The sequence below is a fragment of the Tahibacter amnicola genome (assembly GCF_025398735.1).
GTDB lineage: Bacteria > Pseudomonadota > Gammaproteobacteria > Xanthomonadales > Rhodanobacteraceae > Tahibacter > Tahibacter amnicola.
This window is the reverse complement of sequence record NZ_CP104694.1, coordinates 6,207,695-6,230,720: the sequence shown is the minus strand read 5'-3', so window position 1 is coordinate 6,230,720 and position 23,026 is coordinate 6,207,695. Positions and strand designations below refer to the sequence as shown.

Here is a 23,026-nt window from a genome sequence, read left to right as displayed (position 1 = left end):
ACCGAATGGATAACACCACACTGCTGATCGATACCGATCCTGGCGTAGACGATGCGCTGGCCCTGCTGATGGCGTACCGGCATGCCAAGGTGGCCGCGCTGACGATCGCCGCGGGCAATGTCGGGCTGACAAACACGGTTGCCAATGCCCTGAAATTGACGGAGCTGGTCGGCGCCGATACGCCGGTTCACGCGGGATGTCCCGTACCACTGGTGCTGCCGGCGGCCGACGCGGCGTTCGTCCATGGTCGTGACGGGTTTGGTGACACGGGCTACCTGCCGGCCACCCGCACAGCAGAGCGCGAGCACGCGGCGCTGGCCATCCTCCGGCTCAGTCACGAGCGGCCCGACCAGCTCACCCTGGTGGCCCTGGGGCCGCTGACCAACCTCGCGCTGGCCTTGCGCCTGGACCCGACCCTGCCGACGCGCATTCCCCGTCTGCTGATCATGGGCGGGGCGGTGACCGGTCGCGGCAACACCTCCGTTCCGGCGGAATTCAATATCGGGTTCGATCCGGAGGCCGCCCATATCGTGTTTGAAAGCTGGCCGCAGTTCGACCTCGTCGACTGGGAAGCCACGGTACGGCATGCGATCGATTTCGAGCGCTTCGAACAGTGGCTGGCGATGGACGACCAGCGCGCCCGCTTCTACGGCGCCATCTCGCGCCGCACACGCGAATTCAGCCATGCCCGCGGGCGTCCCGGCGTGCTGGTGGCCGACGCACTGGCCATGGCGGTCGCGCTGGATCCGGCGTGCGTCACGCGTGCCGAAGAGCGTCACGTCAGCGTCGAGCTGACCGGCAGTCATACCCGCGGTGCCACCATCGTCGACTGGGAGCGCCGGTCCGGCCGGAAGGCCAATGCGCGCATCGTGCTCGACGTCGACCAGGCGCGCTTCGAGCAACTGGTCGCCGCGGCGCTCGGCGCCTGAACTTTCCTGTTGCAGCCGCCCTTTCGCGGCGGCCGCACACGTAACGAAACCGGCGTCAGCGTGGCTGCGCCGGTGAGGCCGCTGCGGCATCCGGTCGCCGCCCCGGCGGTGCGAGCGGATTGGCCTCGCGCACCCAGACATCCATCGCCGGGTACGACATCTCGATACCGCGCGCCGCGAATTCACGCAGGATCGCCGTGTACAGATCGTTGCGTGTTGCGCTGCGTTCGAACAGGTGCGCGACAAAGATGCGCAGTTCGAATTCCAGCGTGCTCGATCCCAGCGCCGTGAACCAGCAGCTGGGTGGCGGGTCCTTGAGCACCTTGGGATGGTTGCGCGCCATCTCCAGCAGCAGGGTACGCACGAGATCCGGATCACTGTTGTAGGCCACGCCGACTTTCAGCACCACGCGCGTCACGCTGTCCGAAAGGGTCCAGTTGATGAGCTGGTCGGTGATGAAGGTCTTGTTCGGAATCACGACTTCCTTGTTGTCCCAGTCGACGATGGTCGTGGCGCGTGTGCGGATGCGCATCACGGTGCCTTCGACGCCGCGGATGGTGATGACATCGCCTACGCGGATCGGCCGCTCGAACAGCACGATCAGGCCCGAGACGAAGTTCGCGAAGATCTCCTGCAGCCCGAAACCCAGGCCGACGGTGAGGCCGGCCGCCAGCCATTGCAGCTGGCCCCAGCGCAGCCCCAGCAGGGAAAGGCCGAACAATGCGCCGACGATGGCAAGGGCATAGCGTGAAACTGCGGTGACGGCGTAGCGGGTTGGCGCATCGAGGTCGAGCCGGCGCAGCACGCCGATCTCCAGCAGGCCCGGAATATTGCGCGTGGCGACCCAGGTGAGCATGAAGGCCACGGCGGCAAACAGCAGGGAACGGAGCGTGACGGTGATGGTGATCGACTTGCCATCGACGGCGTACGTGGTTTCCCAGGCGTTGACGTTGCCCAGGAAGGCCAGCGCCGGCGTCACCTCCGACCAGACCCAGAGCAGCGCGCCGGCCAGCACTACGGTGGTCAGGGCGCGCAGCAGGCGACGGGTCTGCTGGTTGATACTGGCCAGCGTGATCTGCTCGGCTTCTGCGGCGAATTCCGCGCGCGTTTCCAGCTCGCCGTCGTCGCGCGTCGCTTCTTCGCTGCCGCGCTTTTCTTCCATGCGCTTGAGGGCCAGGCGACGCTCGCCCAGCGACAGCCAGCGCATGGCCATGCCCTGCAACACGCCGATCGCCAGCACCACGATGCCCGAGCCGACCAGGTGACGGGCCAGCGTGACCGCCGTCAGGAAATAGCCCGCCAGCGCCAGTACGGCACACGAGAGCGCGAACCCGGTCAGCAGCACGCGCAGGATCTGCTGCAATCGCCGTGGCGTATTCTGGCTGCCGCGCTGGGCCCACAGCCCCGTGTCGGTGAACGAGCGCCAGATCAGCCACGCCAGCAGCAGGCTGCTGCCGGCGAACACCAGTCGCGCCAGGCCCGCATTGGCCAGCTGTTCACCGTAGTAGAAATACAGCGAAAGGAAGAAGTGGACAGGTGCAAAAACCGCGGTCAACCAGCGGCGCAGGGTGTCGAGTGCATGGCGTCGCCCCTGGGCCCAGCGGAAATGCGCGGCTGCCAGGCCACGATCGGCGGTGAGCCAGCGCAGGAACGAGAGCGTGGCCAGCGGCGCGACCAGCTCGCCCAGGGCGAGGCCCAGCGCATCGCTGAAGGGGTAGCCCGCTTCGGCCGCGCGCTGCAGCAGGCGCGAGAGCATCCACACCGCCGCCGGCAGCGGCAGGCTGGCCAGCAGCGTCAGGAGCAGCGCGCGCCCGGTGAGGCGGTAGCGGTCTGTCCGGATCCGGCGCATCGGTTGGGCGATCGCCTCCAGTGCCGCTGGCACGCGGCGACGCGCCAGCCAGAGGGCAGTGAGGACCGCCACGCCCAGAAGCGTCGACAGCGGGCGCGTCCACAGCAGTCGGGCCGTGAGCTTGGCGGCGTCCCACCAGCGTCCCGGATGCAGCGTGTCGATCGCGCCGTTGACGATTTCCAGTGGCCAGCGAGCGTTCACCGGCGAATGGCTGGGCGTCCACAGCAGCCGGGCGTCGAGCATGTCGCGCAGGTCGGCGGTGGACTGGGTGAGGTCGCGCAGCTCCTGCTCGGCTTCGGTCTGGGCGTCGGCCAGGCGCGTTTGCGCAAGGGTGAGCTGGGGCAGCACTTCCGCACGCGTGGCGAAGAGCTGGTAGAGCGCCTGGCGCAGCGTGGGATCGGCCTCGCCGTCCTGCGGCACGCGGCGCAGTTCTTCGGCGACGCGTGCGGTCGGGTCTTCCAGCGCCCGCTGGGCCTCGCGCAGGTCGACCAGCCGGATGCGCGTCTGCGCCAGTTCAGTCTGCAGGGCAGACAGCTTGCGCCGCAGCACCGCCACCGGCTGCAGCTTGCGTCGCTCGGCCAGCAGAATGAGGCCGACCGCTTCGCTGACTCCGCCAAACTTCACGCGTTCGCGGGTGTTCTCCAGGGCCTGCACCGTATCGCGGCGCAGTCGCGCGTACTCGTCCTTCTGCGTGCGGATTTCGGCCAGTCGCGAGATGTCCTGGGCGAGCTCGTCACCGTAGGCGGCGTTGAGCCGGGCCGGTTCGCGCAGTACGGGATGGGCGTCCGCCAATGCGGCAGCTTCGCGCTGCAGGCGCTCGTTGAGCGTTGCGGCGATAGCGCTGGTGCGGTCAAGGATAAGGTTCTGCAGCGCCTCCACCTTGCTCTGCCGGTCCGCAGCCTCGCGCTGCCGTTCGCGCAGGCGGGCCGATTCCAGGCGCACGCGCAGGTCATAGCTGCGCAGTTCTTCTTCCAGCTTGGCAATGCGTGCCTGGGCCAGCCGCGCGGCGGCAAGGCGCCGCAAACGCGCCGGCTCGACACCGAGGGCGGGGGCGTCCTTGGCGGCTTCCGGGGCCGATCTGGATTTTTCGGCCAGATCCTGCGCCGACTTCATTTCGTCGCGGATCTGCGCCGGGCGTTCCAGCTGGCGGGTGACGCTGCCCTGCAGCGCCGTCACGGCGCTGCGCGCATCGGCCAGCTGCGCCTGTTCGGTGGCCAGCAGGCTTTCCAGCTGCTCGACCGAGGCGCGCTCCGGCAGGCTGGCGCGCCAGGCCAGGAGGTTCGCGGTGTTGTCGCGCGCGAGGCCTTGTTCGAGCGCGGCCAGATCCGCGGCGGCGCTGGCCGCCGCTGTACGCAATGCCTGCCATTCGGCGTTGGCCGCGTCGGCCTGGGCATCGTCGGCCAGTGCGGCATCGAGCTCGCCCACCGCGGCGCGATGGGCATCGGCGTTGGCGGCCGTCGCCTCGCCCAGCGCCTGTTTCGCGGCCCGGATCTGGCCGGCCAGGCTGCTGGCCTGCGGTTCGGCCGCCGGCGCCGGTGCCGCGGTCTGCACCCCGGGCAGGAGGTCCTTCAGCCAGCGCTGGCGCAGCCGCGTTTCGTCCTCGACGCTGACCTGGCCGAGCGCCTGGTCGAGAATCTGCTTGAGCTCCGGCCAGTCGCGCCGCACGGCGAATGCCAGCGGGTCGTCCTCGCCGATCTGGCCGACGACGACAAGGTCGCCGCGGATGCCGGCACGGTTGGCCGCGGCCTGCGCGGTCACCAGGTCGCCGACCAGCACATCGATCTTGCCCTGGTGCAGCGCCGTCAGCGCCTTTGAGGTGGAGGGGTAGAAGGTCACCTTGGCCTGAGGGGCCTGCCGCGCGAGGTTTTCCTGGCAGACGTGTTCCTGGGCCAGGCCCACCGCCAGTTCGTTGAGCTGTTCCAGGCGGATATCGCGGCCCTTGCGCGAAAATGCGGCACAGGGCAGGCGCAGGTAGGGAACGCTGAAGAGGGCAAATTCCTCCCGCGTGGCCGTCACGAAGGCGCTGGAAAGCATGTCGACGCGTCGCTCGCGCAGCGCCGAAAGCGCCTCCGGCCACGACCGGACGGGTACAATGCGGAACTTCAGCCCGGAACGCTCGCTGATCAGGCGCAGGTAGTCGGCCGCCAGGCCATGGTGCTGGCCGTTGGCGTCGGTGGCGTCGATCGGCGCGAAGTCCGGATCCGGTGCGACCCGGATCTCGGCATGGCGCTGGCGCCACTGGACGAGGGAATCCGCCGGCTCCGCCGCGGAAACGCTACCGCCGGCAAAAAAACCGGCCAGGACAACAGATTGCAGCCACTGGAACATGGCGATGGGTGGTACTCCGGGGGTGGAACGGGGCGCGTCATCCAGGGGCGGAAAGCCCTGCTCCTGGCAGAACTTGCGCCGGGGGCATTGGAGACGATAACATACTGCCCTTTTCCGCCCGACGTTTTCTTTCTGGAGCCACCATGAAAGCCGACATTCATCCGAAGTACCACCCGGTGGTTTTCCAGGATGTGACCACCGATTTCTCGTTCCTTACGCGCTCCACCATGAGCAGCAAGGAAAAGATCAAATGGGAAGACGGTCAGGAATATCCCCTCATCAAGGTGGATATCTCCAGCGCTTCGCATCCGTTCTACACCGGTAAGCACAAGATCATCGATACCGGCGGCCGCGTCGACAAGTTCAAGCGCCGCTATCAGAAGTAAGCGAAGCTCACAGGGCTTTGCGTGGCGCAGGGATGCGCCCGTTCCACCGGATGATCCGGTGGTGAACACCAGCGCCGACCTTCGGGTCGGCGTTTGTGTTTCCGGCTTCCGGAAACGGCCGCGAACAGGCGGGAAATGCGCCTTTCCTGTGTGCGTGCGGCGAGATGTGCGCCTACCGCTTTCCCATTCAAACGCTTGTGCGATAATTGTGCGCCGCATCGCGGCCAACGGTGGTTTCGACCGCCGGTTCGACCCGCACTAACCGCCGTAATGGCCCGTACCGCGCCAAGGAGCCACTCGTGTCCGACAAGACCGTCGTTCTAACCGATGCCACGTCCAACCGCTCGACCAGCCTGCCGGTGGTTTCGGGAACTTTGGGCGATCCTGCATTCGACATCGGCAAATTGAACAAGGACACCGGCTACTTCACCTACGACCCGGGATTCATGTCGACCGCCGCGACCAAGAGTGCGGTGACCTTCATCGATGGTGACAAGGGCGTCCTGCTGTATCGCGGCTATCCGATCGAGCAGTTGGCCAAGCAGTCGAACTTCCTCGAAGTGGCGTACCTGCTGATCAACGGCGAACTGCCTAATGCGCAGGAATTCGGCAAATTCGAGCACGAAGTCACGCACCACACGATGATGCGTGAGTCGCTCAAGAACTTCTTCCAGGGCTTCCACTACGACGCGCACCCGATGGCCATGCTGATGGCTGCGGTTGGCTCGCTGGCGGCCTTCTACCACGACTCGCTGGACATCAACGATCCGGCCCAGCGCAAGCTGGCGGCGATTCGCCTGATCGCCAAGATGCCGACGATCGCTGCTGCCGCGTATCGCTATTCGATCGGCTGGCCCATCCGTTATCCGCGCAACAATCTGGAATATTGCACGCGCTTCCTGCACATGATGTTCGAGGTGCCCAGCGAGCCGTTGCAGATGTCGCCGGTGGCGGCGAAGGCGCTGGACCTGCTGTTCATCCTCCACGCCGATCACGAACAGAACGCGTCGACATCGACCGTCCGTCTGGTCGGTTCGACTGGCGCCAACCCGTATGCCTGCGTCGCCGCCGGCATTGCCGCCCTGTGGGGGCCGGCGCACGGCGGTGCGAACGAGGCCGTGCTCAAGATGCTCGCCGAAATTGGCGACGCGAAAAACGTGGGCAAGGCGGTCGAGCGCGCCAAGGACAAGAACTCCGGCTTCCGCCTGATGGGCTTCGGTCACCGCGTCTACAAGAACTTCGATCCGCGCGCCACGATCATCCGCGAGATGTGCCACCAGGTGCTGGGCGAGCTGGGCGTCAATGACCCGCTGCTGGAAGTGGCCATGGAACTGGAGCAGGCCGCGCTGAAGGATTCCTACTTCGTCGAGCGCAAGCTGTACCCGAACGTCGACTTCTACTCGGGCATCATCTACAAGGCGCTGGGCATCCCGACGGAGATGTTCACGGTAATGTTCGCCATTGGCCGCACGGCGGGCTGGGTCGCCCATTGGCTCGAACAGAACGAAACGCCGGACGCCAAGATTGGCCGTCCGCGCCAGGTCTATATCGGCCCGGGCAACCGCGATTACGTACCGGTCGACAAGCGCTGAGTACCGTCGCTGGCGCTTGAAACCGACGCCCGCCATTCGGCGGGCGTCGTCGTTTCCGGGTGCGGAAAATCCGGCTCAGGAATCGGACGCGGACTCGCCCAGAAGTTGCTGCACGCCCGTGACGTTGGCCCGGCGCATCGGCTTGCCGTCGATACGGTCCAGCGGTGCCTGGCGCAGCGCATCCAGCGGCAGCAAAGTCAGGTCGACCGGAATATCGTCGGCCTGGAATCGGTAAGCGGCAAACGATTCCGGCTCGTCCCGCTCCCAGCGCAGCACGCGATCGATCTGCTCGAACGGGATATTCTGGTCGATCAGGAAATGGGACAGCGCGTCGGGATCGTCGCTGAAGAGGTGCAGGCAGACGGCCGAGTGTTCGTCCGCCGTGCCCTCCAGCACCGCACCCACCAGTCGCGGCTGGAACGTGTGGAAGAACCGCATGGCCTCGACCGCGCAGCGCCGAAGGGCGTCCAGGTGATCGATCCGTGCCTGGCCGCCGAACAGCCGCTGGTACTCGCGTAGCGCGTCCTCGATTTCCGTATTGCGCGGCAGCGCCCGCTCGTCATGGATACCCAGGCGCTCGGCCGCACGCAGTTTGGCCTGGTGATAGTCACGCAGGCCAAGTTCACTGATCAGCCGCGCCGCCTCCACGGCGATGCGGCGTCGGTTGTCATCGGCGCGCACGTTGGCGCGTCCGCGCGAGTGGGGTCGGTGTTCACCCATCAGAAAATGTCGTAGGCCTCCTGGTGGCCTTCCTCATCGAGCATGTCTTCCGGCGGCGGCGCCGCCAGGCGGTCGATATCTTCACTCTTGAAATATTCCAGAATGGCGCCGGCGTCATCGCTGGAGGCAAGGTAGCCTGAGCCCGGATCGATGCGCGCCGTGCTGATACCCGGAGGCGTGGCGAATGGCCGCTCGGCGAGGCCGTCGAGCGCCACGCGCATGTAGTTGATCCAGATCGGCAGGGCTGCCTTGGAGCCGAACTCGCCGCGTCCGAGCGAGCTGAAGTCGTCGAAGCCGACCCACACGCTGGTGACCACGCGGTCGTTGAAGCCGTTGAACCACGCGTCACGGTGCTCGTTGGTGGTGCCGGTCTTGCCGGCAAGGTCGTTGCGCTTGAGTTCCATCGCCGCATGGCCGGTGCCGCGCCGCACGACATCGCGTAGCAGCGAGGACACCAGGTAGGCCGTGCGTACGTCCAGGGTACGCGGGGCCAGGCGCGGCTTGCCCGGTTCGGCTGGCGTGGCCGGCGCCGTGGTGGCGGCGCTGGCCGCGGCGATCGGAGCGAAGCGGCTGGCGGGGCTGGCGGCAGGAGCGATCGTCGCCGCCGCGGCAATATCGCCCGGAGTAGCAGAGGGCACTGTAGCTGCCGTGGCCGCGGAGGCCGCTGCCGCGCGCGCGAGGCGGGCGTCGTCCAGCAGGCGCTCGGGGCAGTCGCGACACGCGCGGGCCGGCTGCGCGGTATAGATCTCCTTGCCGTCGCGGTCCTTGATCGTGGCGATGAAGTACGGATCGACCAGCATGCCGCCGTTGGCAAAGACGGCGTAGCCGCGTGCCATCATCAGCGGTGCCACCGCAGCCGTACCCAACGACATGGAAAGGTTTTCGGGCATCGCTTCCAGGGGCAGGCCGAAGCGCGTGATGAACTCGCGCGCGTAACGCACGCCGATCGCATCCAGCAGGCGCACGGAGATGAGGTTGACCGATTTGACCAAGGCCTCGCGCAGGCGCATAGGGCCTTCGAATTTGTCATCGTCATTGGACGGCGACCACACGCCGCCCGGCCGAGAGGGATCGGGAAAGGACAACGGCGCGTCGTTGAGAATGGATGCCGGCGTGAAGCCGTGCTCGAACGCCGCCGCATACAGGAAGGGCTTGAAGCCCGAGCCCGGCTGGCGTGCGCTCTGCGTGGCGCGGTTGAACTTGCTGCGGCCAAAGCTGAATCCGCCGACGAGGGCGCGGATCGCGCCGTCGTCCGGGTCCAGCGACACCAGGGCGGACTGCGCGGCGGGGATTTGTCCCAAAGTCCATTTATCCTCATCGTTCCGGGCAACCCGGACGATGTCGCCTGCCTTGAGGACGCTGTCGACGGTCTTGGGTGCCGGACCCCGGCTGTTCTCGCTCTGGTACGGACGTGCCCATTCCACCGAGGCCTTGTCCAGGATGACCGTCTGGCCGTCGGCCAGGTAAACCTGGGCCTGCTCCTTGCTCACTTCGGAGACGATCCCGGGAACCAGTCCAGCGATCGGACGGAAGTTGGCCAGTTCGCGGTTGAGGTCCTCAGGCTTCGCGCCCGGCTTGAGCTCGACGTGCGCTTCCGCGCCGCGGTAGCCGTGGCGGCGGTCGTAGTCGATCAGCGAGTCGCGCAGTGCCTTGTTGGCGGCCTCCTGCATGCGACTGTCGATGGTCGTTCGAATGGAATACCCGTCGGTCAGGGCGTCGTTGCCCAGCCGTTCCATGGCGTCGGCACGCACCATCTCGGCGAGATAGGGGGCCTCGACCTCGATCGGGGGCTCGTGCGCGTAGGAGCGATCAGGCTGCTCCATCGCTTCCTTCATCTCTTTCTCGGTGATGAATTTGTTCTCGCTCATGCGCGCGAGCACATAGTTGCGGCGTTGTACCGCACGGTCGCGGTTGAACAGCGGATTGCCGGTCGAGGGGAACTTGGGCAGCGAGGCCAGCATCGCGCATTCGGCAAGGTCGAGCTGGTCGAGCGTCTTGCCGTAGTAGAACTCGGCGGCGGCCGCCACGCCGTAGGCGCGGTGTCCGAGGAAGATCTTGTTGAGGTACAGCGCGAGGATCTCGTCCTTGGACAGTGCATTTTCAATACGCAGTGCCAGGAACAATTCCGAAATCTTACGTGTATACGTCTGTTCCGGGCTCAGGAAGAAGTTGCGCGCGACCTGCTGCGTGATGGTTGAGCCGCCCGGGCCCTTGTCGCCACCGGTACGCACCAGGTGCCACACCGCACGGAAAATGCCCTGCATGTCAAAACCCGGGTGCTCGTAGAACCGGGCGTCCTCGGCAGCGAGGAAGGCGTTCTTGACCTTGGCGGGTACCTGTTCGATGGAAACCGGTATCCGGCGGGTTTCGCCAAAAGTAGCTACCAGCTTGTCGTCGGAGGTGTAGACTCGCAACGGCACCTGCAGGCGCACATCGCGCAACGTTTCGACCGACGGCAGGCGTGGGGAAATCAACCAATAAGCGATGCCTATTGCGAGGCACCCGAGCAGGACTCCGCTGAGCGCCAGATAGAGCGCGTAGCGGACCAAGCGGAGGAGAACGCGCATGATCAACCGGGATTGTGATGGCAGTCAAAGTCGGTATGACTTAGGCCAGAGTATAGATCTCGCCCCGGCTCGGCTGATAGCCGATTTCGCCGGTAATCCGTCCAGTTTGCGTGACAAAACCCACGGATTTTCAGCGCCTTAGAGAATATTCTTAGGCCCGTTGCGATTTGGTTAAGATTCGTATTTAATGTCACTGCGCATCTTTCGCTCGTAAGAGCGCGTGGGAAGGGGAAAAATGTGGGCCTGTTCAGTCCGAAAGCGCCGCCGCTGATTGGGGTGGACATCAGTTCGACGGCAGTCAAGCTCCTGCAGCTCAGCCAGTCGGGCGGTCGTTACCGCGTCGAGCATTATGCGGTGGAGCCGCTCCCGCCCAACGCGGTCGTCGAGAAGAATATCGTCGAGGTCGAGGCCGTCGGCGAAGCCATCCGTCGTGCGCTGGGTCGATCCGGCGCCAAGACCAAGTTCGCCTCCGCCGCCGTGGCGGGGTCTGCGGTGATCACCAAGGTGATCCCGATGCCGGCCGATCTGTCCGAGGAAGACCTCGAAGGGCAGATCCAGGTCGAAGCGAACCAGTACATTCCGTATCCGATCGAGGAAGTCAGCCTCGACTTCGAGATGCTCGGCCCGGTGAAGGACAACCCGGACATGGTCAATGTCCTGCTTGCCGCTTCCCGCACCGAGAACGTCGACCTTCGCGTCGCCGCGCTCGACCTTGCCGGCCTCAGTGCCAAGGTGGTCGACGTCGAGGCCTTCGCGATGGAGAACGCGTTCAAGCTGATCGCCGACCAGCTGGCCGTGCCGCGTGACGCGGTGGTTGCCGTGGTCGACGTCGGCGCCACGATGACCACCCTCATCGTGCTCAAGAACCAGCGCACTATCTATTCCCGCGAACAGGTCTTCGGTGGCAAGCAGCTGACGGACGAAGTCATGCGCCGCTACGGCCTTTCGTACGAGGAGTCGGGCCTGGCCAAGCGTCAGGGCGGCCTGCCCGAGTCCTATGAGATCGAAGTGCTGGAGCCCTTCAAGGAAGCGATGGTCCAGCAGATCAGCCGCCTGTTGCAGTTCTTCTTCGCCGGCAGCGAGTTCAGCAAGGTCGACCAGGTGGTCCTGGCCGGCGGCTGCGCCTCCATCGCCGGCGTCGCCGACATGGTGGAAGAACAGCTGGGCGTGCCGAGCGTCGTCGCCAATCCCTTGGCGAACATGTCGCTGTCATCTCGTGTCCAGGCTCAGACGCTGGCTCAGGATGCGCCGGCCTTGATGATTGCCTGCGGCCTCGCGCTCAGGAGCTTCGACTGATGGCCAGAATAAACCTACTTCCGTGGCGAGCCGAAAGGCGCAAGCAGCGCGAGCGCGAGTTCTACATGATGCTCGGCATGGCTGCGGTCGTCGGCATCGCGGTATTCCTCGGTCTGATGTTCTGGATGGATGCCCGTATCCAGAACCAGAACGACCGAAACGCGTACCTGGAAAGAGAGATCAAGGAAGTCCAGAAGAAACTTGAGGAAATCAAGGAACTGGACAAGACGCGCAGCAAGCTGCTCGCGCGCAAGCAGGTCATCGAACAGCTGCAGGCCAACCGCTCGCAGATGGTGCACATGTTCGACGAGCTGGTGCGCACGATTCCCGACGGCGTGCGTCTGACCTCCCTCAAGCAGGTCGGTGATGTGCTGACGCTCGAAGGTGTCGCGCAGTCCAACGCCAGCGTCGCCACGTACATGCGCAATGTCGAGGCATCGCCGTGGCTCGGACATCCCGACCTCAAGAAGACCGAAATCAAGCGCACGAACGAGAAGCGCATGCCCTACGACTTCGCCATGGACGTGAAGCTGCGCAAGCCCGCCGGCGAAGAACAGACTGACGCGACGTCCCCCGCCGCGCCGGGTGCCATCCCGGCTGCGCCGAAGGCGGCGACTCCGCCCGCGCCGAAGGGAGCGACGCCATGAGTTTCTTCTCGGATTTCCGAAACCTTGACACAGGCAACATCGGTGGTTGGCCCAAGAGTGTCAAACTCACCTTCTGTGTGCTGCTGTTCGGCCTGATCGTTCTGGGCGGCTGGTGGTTCCAGATCAAGGGGCAGCAGGAAAGTCTCGAATCCCTGGAACGCAAGGAAAAGGGACTGCGCACCGACTTCGCCACGATGCAGGCGAAAGCCGTCAACCTCGAAGCGCTGCGCGTACAGCTGGAAGAAATGAAAGACATGCTACGCCAGATGTTGCGCCAGCTGCCGAGCAAGACCGAAATGCCGGAGCTGCTGGTCGACATCTCGCAGACGGCGCTGTCGTCGGGCATCGAGAACGATCTGTTCCAGCCGGGCGCGGAAATCATCAAGGAGTTCTACGCCGAGAAACCGATCACCTTGCGGATGGTCGGCGGCTATCACCAGTTCGGTACGTTCATCAGCGGCGTTGCCTCGCTGCCACGCGTGGTGATCCTCACCATGCACGACGTCTCGCTGCGCCCGAAGGGCCAGCAGGGCGCCGCGGGCAAATCGGCACAGAACCTCGCTGACGCCGGCAGTCTGACGCTGGAAGGCACGGTAAAGACGTATCGCTACGTTGAAGATGATGAAATGCCGACCGCCACAGGTGCCGCAGGAACACCGGCTGCACCGCCACCGCCAGGCGCGAAACCGGCAACTCCGCCGCCGCCGTCGCCTCACGGAGGGCACTAAGCATGCGCCTGCGAATCGCTGTAATCACTGTGGGGGTCGCGCTGACGCTGACAGGCTGCACCGCCGGTCGCCGCGATCTGGAAGACTGGGTCGCCGCTGAAAAGGCAAAAAAGGGCGCGCCGATCGATCCACTGCCCATCATCAAGACGTTCGAAACATTTGAATACAAGGATCAGGGCCTGCGCGACCCCTTCAGCCCGAGTGCCGAAGAGCAGAGCGCGGAACTGACCTCGGAAGGATCAGGACCGCGGCCTGACGAGAATCGCGTCAAGGAACCGCTGGAGAGCTTCCCCCTGGACGGACTGTCGATGGTCGGGACACTTGGCATCGGCGATGCGATGGAAGGCCTCGTAAAGGATCCGGACGGCGTGGTGCATCGCGTCCATGTGAAAAACTATCTAGGCCAGAACTTCGGCCGTATTACGACCATCGCCGAGGACAGAATCGAACTCGTCGAGCTGGTTCCCAACGGTGCCGGCGGTTGGATGGAACGCCAGGCGTCGATCGCGCTCGGTGACAAATAAGAGGCCCATTGGGGGTGATCTTCATGACTACGACAGCTGCCAACAATCAGGGACGTGCGTCTGGTCCCGTCATCCGGGTGGTGCGCCGTTGCTTAACTGTGCTGGCGTTCGTCGGGGCCGCCGGAATGGCGACAGCCCGGGCGGAGAATGTGCTCGAAGACGTCAGCTACAACACCTTGCCAGGCGGCAAGGTCGAGCTGACCCTGAAGCTTTCAGGCCCGGTCAACGAGCCGCAGATCTTCACCACGGATACGCCGCCGCGCATTGCGCTGGACCTGGCGGATACGCGCAGCGCCGTCGCGCAGCGCAACCTCACCATCAATGTCGGTTCGACGACATCGGTATCGGCCATTGAGGCCGCGGGTCGCACCCGCGTGGTGGTCGACCTGGTGCGGCCGTCGAGCCACGTCACCAAGATCGACGGCAACAACCTGGTCCTGACCATCGCTAATGGCGTGACGGGTTCGGCAGAAGCGACCGCTTCCACCAACAACAACCCGACCAAGGCGATTGCGGCGGGCAACGTACAGATCTCCAACGTCGACTTCCGCCGCGGCGCGAACGGCGAGGGCCGCATCATCATCACCTTCACCGGTGAAGGTGCCACGACCGACGTCAAGCGTGACGGTGACAAGATCACCCTGGATCTCTACAACGCGCAGCTGCCGAACAATCTCGCTCAGCGTCTGGATCTGCTCGATTTCGCCACGCCCGTGCAGTTCGTCGAGACGCGCAGCCGTGGCAATGGCGCACGCATGGAGATCTCTGCAAAGGGTCCGTACGAGCAGCTGGCCTACCAGACTGGCAATGAGTACATCCTGGAGATCGCTCCCAAGCGCGAAGATCCCAAGAAGAAAGACAAGAACGCGCCGCCGGAATACACCGGTGCCCGCGTGACCTTCAACTTCCAGGACATCCCGACCCGCTCGGTGCTCCAGCTGATCGCGGACGTGTCCGACCTGAACATCGTCGTTGCCGACACCGTGTCGGGCAACGTGACCCTGCGCCTCATCAACGTGCCGTGGGACCAGGCGCTGGATCTGGTGCTGCAGGCCAAGGGCCTGGACAAGCGTCGCCGCGACAACGTGATCTGGGTCGCTCCGCAGAAAGAAATCGCTGATCGCGAGCAGGCGATCGAAGACGCACGCATCGCGCTCGAACAGCGCGTGGAACTGCAGTCCGCCTATATCCCGGTCAGCTACGGTAAGGCCAAGGACATCGCCGCGCTGATCAACTCCTCCGGTGGCTCGGGCGGTGGGGCGGCTGGTGGTGCGGCGCCGGCGGGCGGCGGTGCGGGTGGTGGTGCCGGCGCGGTTTCCGGCTTCCTGTCGCCGCGCGGCAGCGTCACCTGGGACGAGCGCACGAACACGCTGCTCGTCAACGACACTCCGGACAAGATCAACGAGATCCGCGAACTCGTCCTGACGCTGGACCGTCCGGTTCAGCAGGTCCTGATCGAATCGCGCATCGTCATTGCGACCGACGATTTCGCCAAGGAACTGGGCGTGCGCTTCGGCGTGTCGGGCGGCTATGAAGATAACAACGGCAATGTGATCAGCCTCTCCGGCACGCAGGCGGCCGTTGACCAGATGACCAACATCGCCCTGATCAACCGCTTCGAAGGCAATCGTGGCACGCCGGTGTCCAACCCCTCGGTCATCCCGGGTGGTGTCGCCGTGCCCTCGCTCGGTAATCGTCTTGGTGTGAACCTGCCCGCGGCCACCCCGGCCGGCAGCTTCGGCCTTGCGATCCTCGGCGCGGATTACCTGCTCGACCTGGAACTGTCTGCCGCGCAGACGGAAGCCCGCGGCGAAGTGATCTCCAGCCCGCGTGTGATCACGACCAACCAGCAGGAAGCCGTGATCAAGCAGGGTCAGGAAATCGGCTACGTGACCTTCCAGCAGGGCGGCGCCGGCGGCGGCGGCCAGGCCACCGTCAGCTTCAAGGACGCGGTGCTCGAGCTCAAGGTCACGCCGACGATCACCAACGACAACCGCGTGTTCCTGGCCCTCGCGGTGAAGAAAGACAACATCGCGGCCCTGGTGCCGAACCCCGGCGGTGGCTTCGTGCCGCAGATCGACAAGCGCGAGATCAATACGTCCGTGCTCGTCGACGACGGCCAGACGGTCGTGCTGGGCGGCGTCTACGAAGTTGAAAAGCGCGATGACATCAAGAAGGTTCCCTTCCTCGGCGACGTGCCGGGCCTGGGCGCGCTGTTCCGCAACAAGAAGAACACCAGCGACAAGGCGGAACTGCTGATCTTCGTGACGCCGCGGATTTTGAACGAGAGCCTGAAGTAAGCCATTTGAGCTCGCCGGCGACCCTGGTCGCCGCGGATCAAAGCATCAGGTGAATTGCGAGCTTTGGAGAGACGACATGAGAGCTTTCAAACAATGCCTCGCCCTGTTGCCGGCCAGCATTATGTTGGCCAGCTGCGGAGGTGGCGGCGGTAGCGGCAGCGACGGTGCGTTCCAACCCACGCCGAGCGGTACGCTGGTCGCCACGCCGTCGGTGATCGAGCTGCCCGTCAACCGGGATGGCGTCGGTCCCTTCTTCGGTTCGCCGTACATGGGCGAAGTGAATGTGGCCTGGCGCCGCGCCAATGGCGACCTCGTGTCCGGCACCGACGTCAACGTATCGATCGCCCCGACCACGATCGCCTCGTTCTCGATGCTGGACGATCCCACGACGCCGTGGATCGGCCAGACCAAGACGCCACCCACCGCGGAAGGCAACGAGTTCCTGACCCTCATGGGTTCGGCCCCGGTGCACACCACGGGCGGTCATGCCACGATCTTCGTGCACGCGGATGACCAGACCGGTACCGCGATGTTGACGATCACCGCAAAGGATCCGGCGTCTCCGACGACGATCTCGACCACCGTTCCGATCCGCATTGTTTCCGGAACGCCGCCGCTGCCTGCGTCCATCACCATCACCACGTCGCCGGGCGCCGTGTACCTGGCGAACTCCGGTGGCACCAGCACGAATCAGCTGACCGTTCGCGTCGCGGACGGTAACGGTGCCAACATACCTAACCCGGGCTCGGGCAACGGCGCTGTCAACAATGTGCAGCTGGAAGTCCTCGGCCAGGCCGGCAGCGGCACCATCACCGCCGTAGACGCCAGTGGTGCTTCGCACACCGGCAACCTGATCAAGACGCGCACCATCCAGGGTATCGCCGGTGCGACGTTCACGGCCGGTTCGATCCAGGGCGCCATTGTCGTGCGCGCCACGTCTGACGCCGCCGACAACAACGTCGACAACGGCATCACGACGCCGATCGCGATCACCAAGAACATTGTCGTCTCTGACGGCAAGCTGTATTCGGTGAAGCTGACGATCCCGACGCTGGCGGCCATCATCGCCAATTCCGTCACCAACGAGCTGGATTCCTGCATTGATCCGCAGCCGCCCTCGGAGTGCGAAGGCACCTATTCGCTCACCGTCACGGCAGAAGCGCAGGACCGCCAGGGTAATCCGGCACTCCCGGGCACGCTGATCCGCTTCGGTTCGATCGACTCCCCCGTGGGTGAGTACGACGCCGGTGCGCTGGCTGGCCAGTTCCTGATCTCGGGCGGCGACGGCAATCCGCAGGAAGGCGGGAACATGTTCACCGCGCCGACCGGCCGCTTCCGCACGGCGGGTGGCGGTGCCGGCCCGGGTGACGCGCTGCTGGTCTTCGGCAAGGACGTGACCGGCAACGCCGATCTCGAATCCGCCGTCACGATCCAGACGATCATCAACGAAACGACGGCCGCGACGACCAGCCCGTTCAACCTGAACAACACCACGGGTACGAGCGTGAACTACGGCAGTGTCCTGCCGTACATCATGGGTCGCTCGATGCACGGCAACATCGGTGCGACGGCGCAGGTCGACCAGCACGGTGCGGCAACGGTTCGTCTGAACTATCCGATCACGTCGCTGGGCCGCCCGGTCGCCATCTGGGCCGAAGGCGAGAGCATCGATCCGCTGACCGGCACGACCCGCCGCGCCACCGACGTCGAAACCCTGCGCTACCCGGGTATCGCTGACGCCGCGGTGACGGTCTCGCCGAACCCGATCCTGGGCAACCGTCCGCAGCAGGTCACGATCTGCGTGGTCGACGCCCTCGAAGCGCCGATCCAGATGCTGCCGGTGGGCTTCCGCTTCCAGCTGACCGGTGGTACCGGCACAGTCGACGGCAACACCTCGCCCGGCTACCTGGACAGCCTCACCGGTCCGGATGGTTGCGCGGTCGCCAACGTGGTCACCCAGAACGTTCCGGCCAGCAACGACCAGACGACCGGCAGCGGCACCGTGACCTTCACCGTCGCCGGCATCAGCCGCTCGGTGACCATCGTGGTCAACGTGGCGACCCTGCAGGTTTCGCCGGCGAATGTGACGGTCAATAACAATCCGGAAAACGCGACCATCACGATTCGTGCGCTGGACGACCAGGGTGCCGGTCTTCCGGGTGTGCAGATCAACGGCAGCTGCACCGCTTCTGGTGGCGCGGGTGCGTCGCTGACGGTGACGCCGACCAGCGGCACTACCAACAGCAGCGGTGTCCTGACTGTCGTGGCAACAGCCACCGGCTTCGGCGCAACGACGGCAGGTGGCGCACCTGGCCAGGGAGTTTGTACGTTCACGACGACGAGCGGATTGACCGGATCGGTCCGCTTCAACGGTGTGGCCTGCGACGACTTCAGTCCGCCCACCTGTCCGTAAACGCGGCAGCGCTTCCATGAGGCAAGACAAAGGGCCGAGAAATCGGCCCTTTGTCGTCTCATGGCCGATCAAACCGACGCCACGGATCAAATGACAGCAGTCCAGCCAGGTCATCGCTATACCGTTGCCCTTCGCATTTCGGGGGATCCCGACCGGATCACCGAGAAGTTGGCATTGAAACCAACGCATCAGGCGCCGCGGGTTCCAGGCCGAGAAGGATTTTGGTCGTACGCTCACCAGTGGTGAAGCGGAGTACATCGACCTCGACGCCGCGCTGCGTCGTTTGATGGACGAGTTGAAGCCCCACCGCGAGAAGCTGATGGCCTGCATGGCAGGCGGTTCCCTTGTGTGGTGGTGCGGACACTTCCAGTCGAGCTTCGACGGCGGCCCTCTTTTGTCGCCGGAAGCGCTTTGCCTTCTCGCCGGGTAGAAGATTCCGCTCTATATCGACAACTACTTCTCCGACGACGTGCCCTAGCGCCATGGCTGCATGACCGTGTTTCGCGTCGAGCAAGGGCGCCCTGCGCATCGACGGGAAGCGGTCCGGGCACGCTGGCGTGCCCGGACCATTCCAAGGCGCCTGGCGGGACTGCCGTTGACTCACACGCTACCTGCATCCGGAAAGCTAGCTGCTCTGTCCAGGCAGGCGCCGGATCGAACGCGGCGACTTACGGCGCCTTACTCCTCCTCAGGATCATAGAAGACGAATCCTTCCGGAAGGATGAGCCGCCATAGACTCCATGATTTTTCACATATATCTATTTCAACATCACCTCGCGAATCCGCGGGCATCCTTAGGTCGCGTGCTGATAGTTGCGCGCACAGTGCCGCCAGTACCTTCTCGCGCACAGATGCAAGAAAGCGCGATCGCCATTGGTCACGCACAGCCGGTAGTCGCTTCGCGGATATCGTCTGGGCCAAGTCGCGCCGCCGACGACGCGACGAGCCCTGTGGTGGCGTCCAGCCCGCCCGTCAGTGCCATCCGCGCTAAGCCTGCTGCCGGCCCCAACCGGCTCTGCTAGCATCGGCCTCGGCAGAGGAGCGAAGGTAATGGCTTCAACTCCGTTTCGCGTCGATGTACCTGCTGGGACCTCCAAAATGGCTGGGACTGCGCCAGGAAGACTACCGAATGGTGTCAGTCCACGTGCAGGGACAAATCCAGAAGCCTCTGATGGTCCGGCATTCAAGTGGCGGGGCTACGATGCCTAGTCAGGTCCGAAATCGCAGGGTCGCGTTGCTCATCTATGGTGTGGCCTGTCTGCTAGTTGCGGGCCATTCCTACATATCGCTTTTGTCTGGCGACACGGAACGCATGGCTGCATCCGAATTGCTGGCTGGTCTACTGTCTGCTCCATCAGGGGTACTCGTGCCTGGATTGGTTTGGTATCCATTGGAGACGAATGGATGGCTGCAGTTTGTGGAGAAAGCGCCGTGGCCATTTGTGATCAGGCAAATTGCTTATCTGGTGGTCGGCGCACTGCAGTGGTTCGTCCTTGTGCCAGCCATATGGAAGTTTGTTTCGCGGCGACTATGACCCCAGCGGTGAGTCAGATGGCCTCCGGTACGCGTGGCGGCGGGCACGCAAGATCGCATGTTCGTCCCCACGATGACGTCGGTCACCCGGACCTGTGATCTTGCCCCAGTTTTCCGGACACTCGGCTAAGCGACTTTGAGAAGCTCAAACTCTTCGGGGCTGACGTAGCCCAAGGTAGAGTGGAGCCGCTGTCGATTGTAGTAGACCTCGATGTAGTCGAACACATGCGCTTTGGCTTGCTCACGCGTGTCGAACCGTTCTCCGTGAATCGCTTCAACTTTCAAGCTATGATTCCAGCTCTCCATGGCTGCATTGTCGTAGCAATTGCCTTTGGCGCTCATGCTCGCAATCAAGCCGTTCTGCGCGAGCAAGGCGCGGTGTTCACGTGAGCAGTACTGGCTACCCCGGTCCGAGTGAACGATCACGCCATGGGGCCGCTGGCGGCGAAATATGGCCATTCGCAAGGCGTCGCAAACCAGCGTGGCGGTCATTCGGTCCGACATCGACCAACCTACGACGCGACGAGCGTATAGATCCAGCACAACCGCCAGGTAGAGCCACCCTTCGGCGGTGTCGATGAACGTTATGTCGCTGACCCACACTTGATTCGGACGCTCCACCGTGAAGTTTTGCTCCAATAGATTTGGTGCCACAGGTAACGAGTGAACGGAATTCGTTGTTGCCTTGAACTTACGCGCGGCTTTCGCGCGCAGACCCTGTCTGCGCAGGCTTTCCGCTACCTGGTTGTGCCCGGCACTGAGTCCTTGCCGCTTCAGGCGGTGCGTCAACCGCGGTGCGCCTGCGCGTCCCTTCTCGGCAACAAACCTGGCCTGTACGCAGGCGTCCAAGGTGTCGCGCCGTTTGGACCGCTCGGATGGTTCGCGTTCACGCCATTCGTAGAATCCGGAAGGCGAGACACTCAGTGCATCACACATCATGCGGACGGCGTACTCTCTTTCGTGGTGGGCGATCACGGCGTACTTCACTTGGGCTGCTTCGCGAAGTACGCTGCCGCTTTTTTTAAAAAGGAATTTTCCTCTTCAAGGCGGGCTACCTCGCGCTTCAGGCGGGCGTGATCAGCCAGGATTGTGCGTTGCTCATCCGTTATCTGACCGGCTTGCCTGGCCTTAGCACGCCAGCCGTAAATCTGGCTTTCCTGCAAGCCAAGATCCTTTGCCGCTACCGCTACCCCGTCCTTCTCGGCACGAGCCAGAGCCTGCTGCTTGAACTCCTCGCTGTGTCGATTGCGAGTCTGCTTTACCGCCACCTTCTTTGCCATTGGGTTCACCTCGGATTGCGATATTGAATCGCTTATCGGGGTGTCCGGCAAACTGGGGTAGGATCACTGTACCAAATTGTCAGGAAAAAGCCGCGAGAAAATATTGCCGCGGCAAAGGCGAGGCCTCGGCCGTACAATCCAGAGGCCGATATTGAAGTGACCCGTGATCCCGGTTTTCCCACGAAATATTTCTAGGTATGGAAAACTCCTTCATTGAGCGAGCGGGGTTCGAGTTCTTTGTTGTATATCGCGGCGTGCCGGAAGCGTTTCGGCATATCACGGTGTCGATTCGGGCCGAAGCAATAGAGGATGTACTAATCGTGCGGCACGTGGCGCCAGCCTCAAGCGAAGAGGCGATGCGTGCTGTCCACTCGACTGTCAATGCGTGGTGTCGCGCAGTGGAGAAAGTGAAAGTAGAGGGGCGTGTCGCATTGGCTTTGACGATATTTGAACTGGGCAAACGTTGGGCGGATGATTTGTCCGTGGAGGCCATCAAGCGTAGCGACGCCGGTGACGTTGGAACAGCATATGTCGTCAGTGCGGTTGCACAGCATGCTGAAGAGAACTCGCTGCATCTTGCCAGGCTCATTTCGACTTTCGGAGACGATGAGCTCCGCCGACTGCTCTGTAGCGACACCTATTCACTTGAGATGTTTGACAACGCATTTGATCGACTTTACACACAGAGAGACATCTACAGATACGTTGTTTGCAGGAATGACAGCGCCTGGAAGTGGCACCAAGAGCACTGCATTCGGTTGGAGGGACTCGTGGACGAGTCGGTGGCGAGACGTATGAAGCAGTCAGATTGAGACCGTTTGCGGCTACTTGATCCCTACGTCGTGCGGCTCTCTAGAACGATGCGCCGTGCTGCAGTTGTCAACGGCAACCCGGACTGGCACCAGCGCGCGACCAGGCACGGTCGAGCGTTTACGCTTGAGCCGGTGGCTCCACTGTGCCAGTGTCAGCGGCAACCCAATAATCCCCGCCCGGAGGTGGGGATTATTGGGTTGCCGTTGACAGCCAACGTCAACGCGTTGACGCCGTGCTACTGGCCGTACTGCTTCTGCGTCAGGCCGCTTGATCGCCAGCCTCCAACGTGGCGCTGCCAGAACTGTTTCGTCTTTGCCGATTGCATCGCTGGGGAGGATGAGTGGCGCGTCTTTCTGAAGTGGGGGCGATCGCACCAATGTGCTGAGGGAACTGGAAATGCTCCTTCGTGCGGTCAGTCGCAGCCACTGCCAGACCGTTGAGGCGGTTATCGCGTTCGCGAGGAGTCCGGGATCTGGGGGAAAGTCCAGTTTGACGTCATCAAGGGCGTGGTAGTGCAACTCCTCCGCCCGGCTCTATTGAGGTAAAGCCATTTGCGCGGTGATTGTAAATTGCCGCCAGGTTACCGGGAGCTCCACTATCGACACAAAGTAGATGTCGCAACACCTTTGAAGGCGGCGGACAATGAATTATCCGGACGGGAACAGAGTAGATTTGGGTGATGAGGTTCTTCTTGCCACAACTAGTCACGGTGTCGTTGTCGCCGTGATTGACGAAGGAAAGTTTTCGAAAGAGTATACGTCGGATGAGTGGTCATATTTAAAATATGGTATTTTGGTAAAGTTTAATGAGTTGGGCTTGGTCCATATCGATAAGCCATGCCCGGATTTGGAGTTGGTGGCGAGGGCTGGTATGGATTGATGAAAGCTGATCTCGCCTTCCCCACGGCGGGTGGGGCCTGTTAACCGGATACGAAGTCGGGTCTATGCTTCGCTCAAGTCAGCCGCAACGCTGACTTTTCCTAGACGCTGCCGGTATTGGGGCTGACGCAATAGGCCACAGCTACACCTTAGTTGTGGATGTGTATACTTGATCTGGATCCCGCGCGTATCGGTGTCGAGTTGGTGTGTGCGCCAACTCGCCTTATTCCATCGACTCGGGGT

The 23,026-nt window shown here is 63.5% G+C and carries 15 protein-coding genes; 11 read left to right on the top strand and 4 right to left on the bottom strand.

All coding sequences use genetic code 11. From position 1 onward, the window contains the following. The first annotated feature begins 5 nt into the window (after positions 1-5). Positions 6-929 (top strand): nucleoside hydrolase, encoded by a 924-nt coding sequence (locus tag N4264_RS24650; protein ID WP_261694856.1) that lies wholly within the window; start codon positions 6-8, stop codon positions 927-929. 55 nt (positions 930-984) lie between these two features. On the opposite strand, the gene N4264_RS24645 is transcribed toward N4264_RS24650, so the two are convergent. Beyond that, positions 985-5,106 (bottom strand): mechanosensitive ion channel domain-containing protein, encoded by a 4,122-nt coding sequence (locus tag N4264_RS24645; RefSeq protein WP_261694855.1) that lies wholly within the window; start codon positions 5,104-5,106, stop codon positions 985-987. A gap of 143 nt (positions 5,107-5,249) precedes the next feature. Here N4264_RS24645 and N4264_RS24640 point away from each other — a divergent pair, with 143 nt between their 5' ends. Beyond that, complete coding sequence (locus N4264_RS24640) at positions 5,250-5,492, top strand: type B 50S ribosomal protein L31 (protein WP_261694854.1); 243 nt, start codon at positions 5,250-5,252, stop codon at positions 5,490-5,492. Positions 5,493-5,791: 299 nt separating this feature from the next. After that, positions 5,792-7,084, top strand: a complete 1,293-nt coding sequence (locus tag N4264_RS24635; RefSeq protein ID WP_261694853.1) for a citrate synthase — start codon at positions 5,792-5,794, stop codon at positions 7,082-7,084. A gap of 75 nt (positions 7,085-7,159) precedes the next feature. Here the strand turns inward: N4264_RS24635 and N4264_RS24630 are convergent, their stop codons facing one another. Beyond that, positions 7,160-7,804, bottom strand: coding sequence for a hypothetical protein (locus N4264_RS24630; protein WP_261694852.1), 645 nt, complete (start codon positions 7,802-7,804; stop codon positions 7,160-7,162). Continuing rightward, positions 7,804-10,371, bottom strand: coding sequence for a penicillin-binding protein 1A (locus N4264_RS24625; protein ID WP_261694851.1), 2,568 nt, complete (start codon positions 10,369-10,371; stop codon positions 7,804-7,806). Before N4264_RS24625 ends, N4264_RS24630 begins: the two co-directional genes overlap by 1 nt. A 237-nt stretch (positions 10,372-10,608) precedes the next feature. On the opposite strand from N4264_RS24625, the gene N4264_RS24620 reads away from it, so the two are divergent. From N4264_RS24620 to N4264_RS24595, 6 genes are all read left to right on the top strand, one after another. Further along, a complete protein-coding gene (locus N4264_RS24620) occupies positions 10,609-11,667 on the top strand; it encodes a pilus assembly protein PilM (RefSeq protein WP_261694850.1) in 1,059 nt (352 codons plus the stop codon). Beyond that, the gene (locus N4264_RS24615) at positions 11,667-12,314 is read left to right on the top strand and encodes a PilN domain-containing protein (protein WP_261694849.1); all 648 of its coding nucleotides are present in this window, start codon (positions 11,667-11,669) and stop codon (positions 12,312-12,314) included. Before N4264_RS24620 ends, N4264_RS24615 begins: the two co-directional genes overlap by 1 nt. Further along, positions 12,311-13,042: a type IV pilus inner membrane component PilO gene (locus N4264_RS24610; protein WP_261694848.1), complete on the top strand. Its 732-nt coding sequence runs from the start codon at positions 12,311-12,313 to the stop codon at positions 13,040-13,042. The genes N4264_RS24615 and N4264_RS24610 overlap by 4 nt, the downstream gene beginning before the upstream one ends. A gap of 2 nt (positions 13,043-13,044) precedes the next feature. Next, a complete protein-coding gene (locus tag N4264_RS24605; RefSeq protein WP_261694847.1) occupies positions 13,045-13,566 on the top strand; it encodes a pilus assembly protein PilP in 522 nt (173 codons plus the stop codon). A gap of 23 nt (positions 13,567-13,589) precedes the next feature. Further along, complete coding sequence (locus N4264_RS24600) at positions 13,590-15,866, top strand: type IV pilus secretin PilQ (protein WP_261694846.1); 2,277 nt, start codon at positions 13,590-13,592, stop codon at positions 15,864-15,866. Between the two features lie 76 nt (positions 15,867-15,942). Then, a complete protein-coding gene (locus N4264_RS24595; RefSeq protein ID WP_261694845.1) occupies positions 15,943-18,279 on the top strand; it encodes a hypothetical protein in 2,337 nt (778 codons plus the stop codon). Positions 18,280-19,938: 1,659 nt separating this feature from the next. On the opposite strand, the gene N4264_RS24590 is transcribed toward N4264_RS24595, so the two are convergent. Beyond that, positions 19,939-21,092 (bottom strand): IS3 family transposase gene (locus N4264_RS24590; RefSeq protein ID WP_261694844.1). Its coding sequence is split into 2 segments (ribosomal slippage): positions 19,939-20,825 and positions 20,825-21,092, totalling 1,155 coding nucleotides; the frame shifts between segments, so codons are not numbered across the junction. Between the two features lie 197 nt (positions 21,093-21,289). Between N4264_RS24590 and N4264_RS24585 the strand changes: the two genes are divergently transcribed. Continuing rightward, positions 21,290-21,904 carry a hypothetical protein gene (locus N4264_RS24585; protein ID WP_261694843.1) on the top strand — a complete coding sequence of 205 codons (615 nt, stop codon included), beginning with the start codon at positions 21,290-21,292 and terminating at the stop codon, positions 21,902-21,904. Between the two features lie 643 nt (positions 21,905-22,547). After that, a complete protein-coding gene (locus tag N4264_RS24580; RefSeq protein WP_261694842.1) occupies positions 22,548-22,784 on the top strand; it encodes a hypothetical protein in 237 nt (78 codons plus the stop codon). The last annotated feature ends 242 nt before the right edge of the window (positions 22,785-23,026 follow it).

Coding starts and splice junctions, on each gene's coding strand:
- N4264_RS24650 (WP_261694856.1), top strand. CDS start 6: ATGGATAACACCACACTGCTGATCGATACCGATCCTGGCGTAGACGAT.
- N4264_RS24645 (WP_261694855.1), bottom strand. CDS start 5,106: ATGTTCCAGTGGCTGCAATCTGTTGTCCTGGCCGGTTTTTTTGCCGGC.
- N4264_RS24640 (WP_261694854.1), top strand. CDS start 5,250: ATGAAAGCCGACATTCATCCGAAGTACCACCCGGTGGTTTTCCAGGAT.
- N4264_RS24630 (WP_261694852.1), bottom strand. CDS start 7,804: ATGGGTGAACACCGACCCCACTCGCGCGGACGCGCCAACGTGCGCGCC.
- N4264_RS24625 (WP_261694851.1), bottom strand. CDS start 10,371: ATGCGCGTTCTCCTCCGCTTGGTCCGCTACGCGCTCTATCTGGCGCTC.
- N4264_RS24615 (WP_261694849.1), top strand. CDS start 11,667: ATGGCCAGAATAAACCTACTTCCGTGGCGAGCCGAAAGGCGCAAGCAG.
- N4264_RS24610 (WP_261694848.1), top strand. CDS start 12,311: ATGAGTTTCTTCTCGGATTTCCGAAACCTTGACACAGGCAACATCGGT.
- N4264_RS24605 (WP_261694847.1), top strand. CDS start 13,045: ATGCGCCTGCGAATCGCTGTAATCACTGTGGGGGTCGCGCTGACGCTG.
- N4264_RS24600 (WP_261694846.1), top strand. CDS start 13,590: ATGACTACGACAGCTGCCAACAATCAGGGACGTGCGTCTGGTCCCGTC.
- N4264_RS24595 (WP_261694845.1), top strand. CDS start 15,943: ATGAGAGCTTTCAAACAATGCCTCGCCCTGTTGCCGGCCAGCATTATG.
- N4264_RS24585 (WP_261694843.1), top strand. CDS start 21,290: ATGGAAAACTCCTTCATTGAGCGAGCGGGGTTCGAGTTCTTTGTTGTA.
- N4264_RS24580 (WP_261694842.1), top strand. CDS start 22,548: ATGAATTATCCGGACGGGAACAGAGTAGATTTGGGTGATGAGGTTCTT.